At 72.8% G+C, this 6243-nt stretch carries 5 protein-coding genes; 1 reads left to right on the top strand and 4 read right to left on the bottom strand.

What is annotated here, in order from left to right; translation table 11 throughout:
• Positions 1 to 26: 26 nt before the first annotated feature.
• Together ACWF94_RS29995 and ACWF94_RS30000 are read right to left on the bottom strand one after the other, a co-directional pair.
• Positions 27 to 2246 (bottom strand): NADP-dependent isocitrate dehydrogenase, encoded by a 2220-nt coding sequence (locus ACWF94_RS29995; protein WP_453495371.1) that lies wholly within the window; start codon positions 2244 to 2246, stop codon positions 27 to 29.
• Positions 2247 to 2283: 37 nt separating this feature from the next.
• Positions 2284 to 3807, bottom strand: a complete 1524-nt coding sequence (locus ACWF94_RS30000) for an MFS transporter (RefSeq protein ID WP_453495373.1) — start codon at positions 3805 to 3807, stop codon at positions 2284 to 2286.
• Between the two features lie 38 nt (positions 3808 to 3845).
• Here ACWF94_RS30000 and ACWF94_RS30005 point away from each other — a divergent pair, with 38 nt between their 5' ends.
• A complete protein-coding gene (locus ACWF94_RS30005) occupies positions 3846 to 4463 on the top strand; it encodes a CGNR zinc finger domain-containing protein (RefSeq protein ID WP_453495376.1) in 618 nt (205 codons plus the stop codon).
• A 57-nt stretch (positions 4464 to 4520) separates the two neighbouring features.
• Here ACWF94_RS30005 and ACWF94_RS30010 read toward each other — a convergent pair whose 3' ends face one another.
• Both ACWF94_RS30010 and ACWF94_RS30015 read right to left on the bottom strand, forming a co-directional pair.
• Positions 4521 to 5099, bottom strand: coding sequence for a histidine phosphatase family protein (locus ACWF94_RS30010; protein WP_453495379.1), 579 nt, complete (start codon positions 5097 to 5099; stop codon positions 4521 to 4523).
• Positions 5100 to 5261: 162 nt separating this feature from the next.
• A partial coding sequence (locus tag ACWF94_RS30015; RefSeq protein WP_453495382.1) for an aminotransferase-like domain-containing protein occupies positions 5262 to 6243 on the bottom strand: 982 nt, incomplete at its 5' end.

Here is a 6243-nt window from a genome sequence, read left to right on the forward strand (position 1 = left end):
GGGGCACGGGCGGGCGGGTCCGGGGATCAGCCCAGGGTCGCGAGCGCCTGGTTGAAGGTCGCCGACGGGCGCATGACGGCCGATGCCTTCGCCGGGTCGGGCTGGTAGTAGCCGCCGATGTCGACGGGCGAGCCCTGTACCGCGATCAGCTCGTCCACGATGGTCCGCTCCTGCTCGGCCAGCGTCTTGGCGAGCGCCCCGAAGGACTCCGCCAGCTGTGCGTCCTCGGTCTGCCGCGCCAGCTCCTGCGCCCAGTAGAGGGCGAGGTAGAAGTGGCTGCCACGGTTGTCGATGCCCCCGAGGCGGCGGCTCGGCGACTTGTCCTCGTTGAGGAAGGTGCCGGTCGCGCGGTCGAGGGTGTCGGCGAGGACCTGCGCACGGGCGTTGTCCGTGGTCTGCGCGAGATGCTCGAAGCTGACGGCCAGCGCGAGGAACTCGCCCAGGCTGTCCCAGCGCAGGTAGTTCTCCTTGACGAGCTGCTGGACGTGCTTGGGGGCGGAGCCACCGGCACCGGTCTCGAACAGACCGCCGCCGTTCATCAGCGGGACGACGGAGAGCATCTTCGCGCTCGTGCCCAGCTCAAGGATGGGGAAGAGGTCGGTCAGATAGTCCCGCAGGACGTTGCCGGTGACCGAGATCGTGTCCTCGCCGCGGCGGATGCGCTCCAGCGAGAACGCGGTGGCCTCGACCGGCGACATGATCTCGATCCGCAGGCCCTCGGTGTCGTGCTCGGGCAGATACGCCTTCACCTTCGCGATGAGGTTGGCGTCGTGCGCGCGGCCCTCGTCGAGCCAGAAAACGGCCGGGTCGCCGGTCGCGCGGGCGCGGGTGACGGCGAGCTTGACCCAGTCCCGGATCGGCAGGTCCTTGGTCTGGCACATCCGGAAGATGTCGCCGGCACCGACGGTCTGCTCCAGGACCACCGCGCCCGAGGCGTCGACGACGCGCACCGTGCCCGTGGCGGGGATCTCGAAGGTCTTGTCGTGGCTGCCGTACTCCTCGGCCTTCTGCGCCATCAGACCGACGTTGGGCACGGAGCCCATGGTGGCGGGGTCGTAGGCGCCGTGCGCACGGCAGTCGTCGATGACGACCTGGTAGACACCGGCGTAGCTGCTGTCGGGAAGGACGGCGAGCGTGTCGGCCTCCTCGCCGTCCGGGCCCCACATATGGCCGGACGTGCGGATCATCGCGGGCATGGAGGCATCGACGATGACATCGCTCGGGACATGGAGGTTGGTGATGCCCCGGTCGGAGTCGACCATGGCGAGCGCCGGTCCTTCGGCCAGCTCGGCGTCGAAGGACTCCTTGATCGTCGCGCCCTCGGGCAGCGACTCCAGGCCGTTGAGGATGCCACCGAGCCCGTCGTTCGGGCTCAGACCGGCCGCGGCGAGCGTCTCACCGTGCTCGGCGAACGTCTTCGGGAAGAAGACGCGGACCACATGGCCGAAGACGATCGGGTCGGAGACCTTCATCATCGTGGCCTTCAGATGCACCGAGAACAGCACGCCCTCGGCCTTGGCGCGGGCGACCTGCGCGGCGAGGAACTCACGGAGGGGCGCGACCCGCATGACGGACGCGTCCACGACCTCGCCCGCGAGCACCGGTACGGACTCGCGCAGCACGGTCGTGGTGCCGTCGTCGCCCGCCAGCTCGATACGCAGGGAGCCGGCGTCGGCGATGACGGCGGACTTCTCGGTGGAGCGGAAGTCGTCGGCGTCCATGTGCGCGACATTGGTCTTCGACTCAGCCGTCCAGGCGCCCATCCGGTGCGGGTGGGCCTTGGCGTAGTTCTTGACCGACGCGGGGGCGCGGCGGTCGGAGTTGCCCTCGCGCAGCACCGGGTTGACGGCGCTGCCCTTGATCTTGTCGTAACGGGCGCGGACGTCCCTGTCCTCGTCGCTCTTCGGGTCGTCCGGGTAGTCCGGCAGCGCGTAGCCCTGCTGCTGCAGCTCGGCGATGGCCGCCTTGAGCTGGGGAATCGACGCCGAGACGTTCGGCAGCTTGATGATGTTCGCGCCGGGAGTCTTCGCCAGCTCGCCCAGCTCGGCGAGTGCGTCGTCGATGCGCTGGCTCTCTTCGAGGTACTCGGGGAAGACGGCGATGACCCGCCCCGCCAGAGAGATGTCACGGCTCTCGACCGTGACCCCCGCCATCGAGGCATACGCCTCGACCACCGGCAGGAACGAATGTGTGGCCAGGGCTGGGGCCTCGTCGGTGTGCGTATAAATGATGGTCGAGTCAGTCACCGGGTGCTCCGCTCCACGTCTGCAACATTGCTCGACATCAAGATATCCCGTGGGCGCCGCCCCCTCGAAAGGGCCCTGCCCCATCGGGGTCCGCTCCCGCTCTCCCTCTCCGCCACCGCCGTGTCCATGGGGTACGGCCTGCGGTCTTCTCCGTACGGGAGGGTCCGGCTTCCGTACGGGAGGGTCCGGCCTCCGTACGAGACGGTGCCGCCTCCCCGTCGTCACGGAATGACCCGGCCTCCCCGCCGTCGCGTCCGCGCGACCGGCGGACGCAGACCAGGGCCGCCAGCGACTGGACCCCCGCCGCGGTCAGCAGCGCACCCGGCAGCGACCATGTGGCGAGGGGCCCGGCGGCGCCCGCGCCGATGGCGAAGCCGGTGAGTTTGAGGCTTGCGCCCGTGGTGAAGATCTGGCCCCGCAGCCGTGCGGGGGACTCCCGGTGGCGGATCGCGAAGAGGGCCGTGAGCTGGGGTCCCTCGCCGATGCCGAGGACGATGACGGCAGCGATGAGCAGGGCGGGCCGCCCGGTGGCGGCGGCCGAGGCGAGCACGGTCCCCGCCATGAGGAGGACGGCGCTCCACCCGATGACCGTGTCCGGGCGCAGCAGTCCGGGGCGGCGGGCGAGCAGTGCGTTCGCCGCCAGCGCGACGACGGCGACTCCGGAGAGCAGGATCGTTCCCTGGCCCGCGCCGCCGAGGGTCCGCTCCCCCAGCAGGGGCGCGCAGGCGACGAATATCCCGTCGGCCGTGCAGGTGATCACGGTGGCGGCCGTCGCGCGCGCCAGTGGCCGGGAGCGGAGGAGTGCGCGGAATCCGGCGGCGAGTTCGGCGCGTACGGACGGAGTGCCGCCCACGGGCGGCATACGGTGCGCCCGCTCCGGACCGCCCGCGCCCCCCGAACCCGTACGTCCCAGGCCGCCCGGGTCCGCCCGCTCAGGCCCACCGCCGGGAGGGTGCTCACGCTCGGGCCGGTCGCCGCCGGGGTGCTCGCGCCCCCGGGTTCCGCGTGGCGGCAGGGCGAGCGCGACGGGGACGGCGAGACAGACGAGGACGACGGATACGACGACCCCGGTGCGCGCGCCCGCGAGCTGCGCGGTGGTGCCGGCGAGTGCGGGGCCCACCAGACCGGCGGCGTTGAAGGTCATCGCGTCGAGGGCGTTGGCCCGGGGCAGCGCACCGGGCGGGACGACCCTCGGCAGCTGGGAGGTCCAGCCGCCCGCCAGGGCCGGGCCGAGCAGGCCCCCGAAGACCGCGATCAGGACGGTGAGGGCGAGCGGCACCCGGCCGAGTACGGCGAGGACGAGAGCGAGCGCCAGGACGTAGCCGACGAGGGCCGCCGCGAGCAGCCGTCCGGGGCGGGGGGAACGATCGAGCAGTACGCCGACGACGGGTCCCCCGACCGCCGCCGCGACCGTGGCACCGGCCAGCAGCGACGACGCGGAGACGGCCGAGCCGGTGACGGCGAGACCCGCCAGCAGCAGGGCCGGGCCCGACATCGCGTCTCCGGTGCGGGCGGCTGCCGCCCCGGCCGTATAGCTCCACAATCCGTAACGCTTCGGCATGCCGGGCACGTTACGCAAGTAACTCAAACCTGTGCCAAATGCGTTACATTGAACCCGTGGTGACCATGAACGAGTGGACGAACGACGCGTGGTCCGCCCGGCATTCGGTACAGGCGGTCGCCCGGCGGACGGCGGACCTGGTCAACGCCCTGGCGGTGGAGAGCGCGACGGCCGGCGCGATCGCCGCGCTGCTGCGTGAGCACGGGGAGAGCGGGTCGGCCGGGCTGTCGGAGCGGGACATGGCGGAGATGCGGACCGTCGCCCGCCGGCTGCGCGGGGTCTTCGCCGCCGGGGACGTCGCCGAGGCCGCCACCGCCCTGAACCGGCTGCTGGGCGAGACCGCCGGGCCCCTGCGGCTCACCTCCCACCACGGCGACTCCCCCTGGCACCCCCATCTCGACGGCCGGGACGACGCCCCCTGGGGCGAGTGGCTGCTCGCCTCGTCCTGTCTGGCGCTCACCGTCCTGATCTGGGACCGGCAGCGCCCGCCAGGAGGTGTCTGCGCCTCGCCCACCTGCGGAAATGTCTTCCTCACCCAGGGCAGTGGGCCGGTGCGCCGCTACTGCTCACGGCGGTGTGCCACACGCGAACGGGTCGCGGCCCACCGCCGTACGAAGAGTTCCGCGACGGCGCGGGGAACCGCCGAACCGGGGTGACGGGGGCCGTCGAGCGGGACCGGGCGCCGGGAGGTCGTCAGGGAGCCGTCACGGAACTCAGGGAGCCGTCTGGAGGCGGATGTTCCAGAACCCCGACCGGCCGGTCAGGATCAGGGTCGACAGCGGGCGGACATCCACATGCCAGTACGAGAACGGCGGCGCCCGGAGCACATACACCAGCGCCGCCCGGACGACCGAGGGCTCGGCGACCGCGACGATGGACCCGCCTTCCGCCGAGGGACGGGTGTCGAGCCAGCCCCCTATGCGCCCGATGAACGCCAGCAGGGACTCCCCGCCGTGGGGCGCGGAGCGCGGGTCGGCGAGCCAGGCGTCGACGGCGTCGGGTTCGAGGGCGGTCACCTCGGCGAGGGTGAAGCCGCGCCAGCGCCCCATGTCACAGTCGCGCAGGGCGGGCTGGGCCATCGGCGCGTAGCCGAGGGCCTGGGCGGTGGCGCGGCTGCGGACGGTGGGTGAGCAGTACCGCAGCTCGGCGGCGTTGAGGGGGACGAGGGCGTGTGCGGCGAGCTGGACCTCGTACCAGCCGGTCTGATCGAGGGACGTCCGGTCGTCGTCGAAGCGCTCGGCGAGCATTGACGAGCTGCGAGCGGCAGCCACCAGCGTGATCCGAACACTCATGGCGTGATGGTGGGCGGGGTGAGCCGCACTGGTCAAGTGGACAGATCGCCGCAGTCCGGCCAGTGCGGACGCGAGCTTCGTCACGCGCGCACGGACCGTGGGACTCCCGGCGCGGAGAGCGTTCGGCGGAGGTCGGCGGCGGTCGGCGGAGGTCCGCAGCGTTCAGCGCCGTATTTCGTCGCAGGCCAGGCGGAGCCGCCGGGCGCCCTCCTCGATCTTCGCGGCGCCCGCCACCCCGGAGAAGCTGAGCCGTACGTACGCGGCCGGGGGTTCCGCGCAGAAGTAGGGGCGGCCGGGGGCCGGGGCGACGCCCGCGCGCAGGGCCGCGGCGAGCAGGGCGGCCTCGTCGGTGCCGTCGGGCAGCCGCAGCCACAGATGCTGGCCGCCCGAAGGGACGTACGGAAGGGACAGTTCCGGCAGCCGGTGCCGCAGGGCGGTGGCCAGGATGTCGCGGCGGGCCCTCAGCTCGGCCGACACGGTCCGCAGATGGCGGTGCCACGCGGGGGCGCCGACCAGTTCGAGCGCGGCCTCCTGAAGAGGGCGCGGCACAAAGAAGTTGTCGACCACATGGATGGCGCGCAGCCGCTCCAGGACGGGCCCTCGCGCCGCGAGGGCGCCCACCCGCAGGCTGGGTGAGGTCACCTTGGTCAGTGAGCCGACATGGACGACGACACCGTCCGGGTCGTTCGATGCGAGCGGGCTCGGCAGCGGCCCGGCGTCCTCGTGGACCAGCCGGCGCGCGAAGTCGTCCTCCACGACGAACGCCCCGGCCTCCAGGGCGATACGCAGCACCTCGGGGCGGCGCTCGGGCGCGAGGACGGTGCCGGTCGGATTGTGGAACAGCGGCTGGCAGACGAACAGCCGGGCGCCGGTTGCCCGGAAGGCGGCGGCGAGGTGTTCCGTACGGACCCCTTGGGCGTCCAGGGGGACGGGAACGGGCCGCAGCCCCGCCGCGCGGGCGATGGCGAGCATGCCGGGGTAGGTGGGCGACTCGACCAGGACGGGTGCGCCGGGCGGTGCGAGCGCGCGCAGGGCGGTGGTCAGCGCGGACTGGCCGCCCGCCGTGATCAGTACGTCGGCGGCGGTGCGGGTGGCGCCCAGGCCCCGGGCGAACCACTCGCGCAGTTCGGGCAGGCCGTCGGAC

This window comes from Streptomyces sp. NPDC055078, from assembly GCF_053607985.1.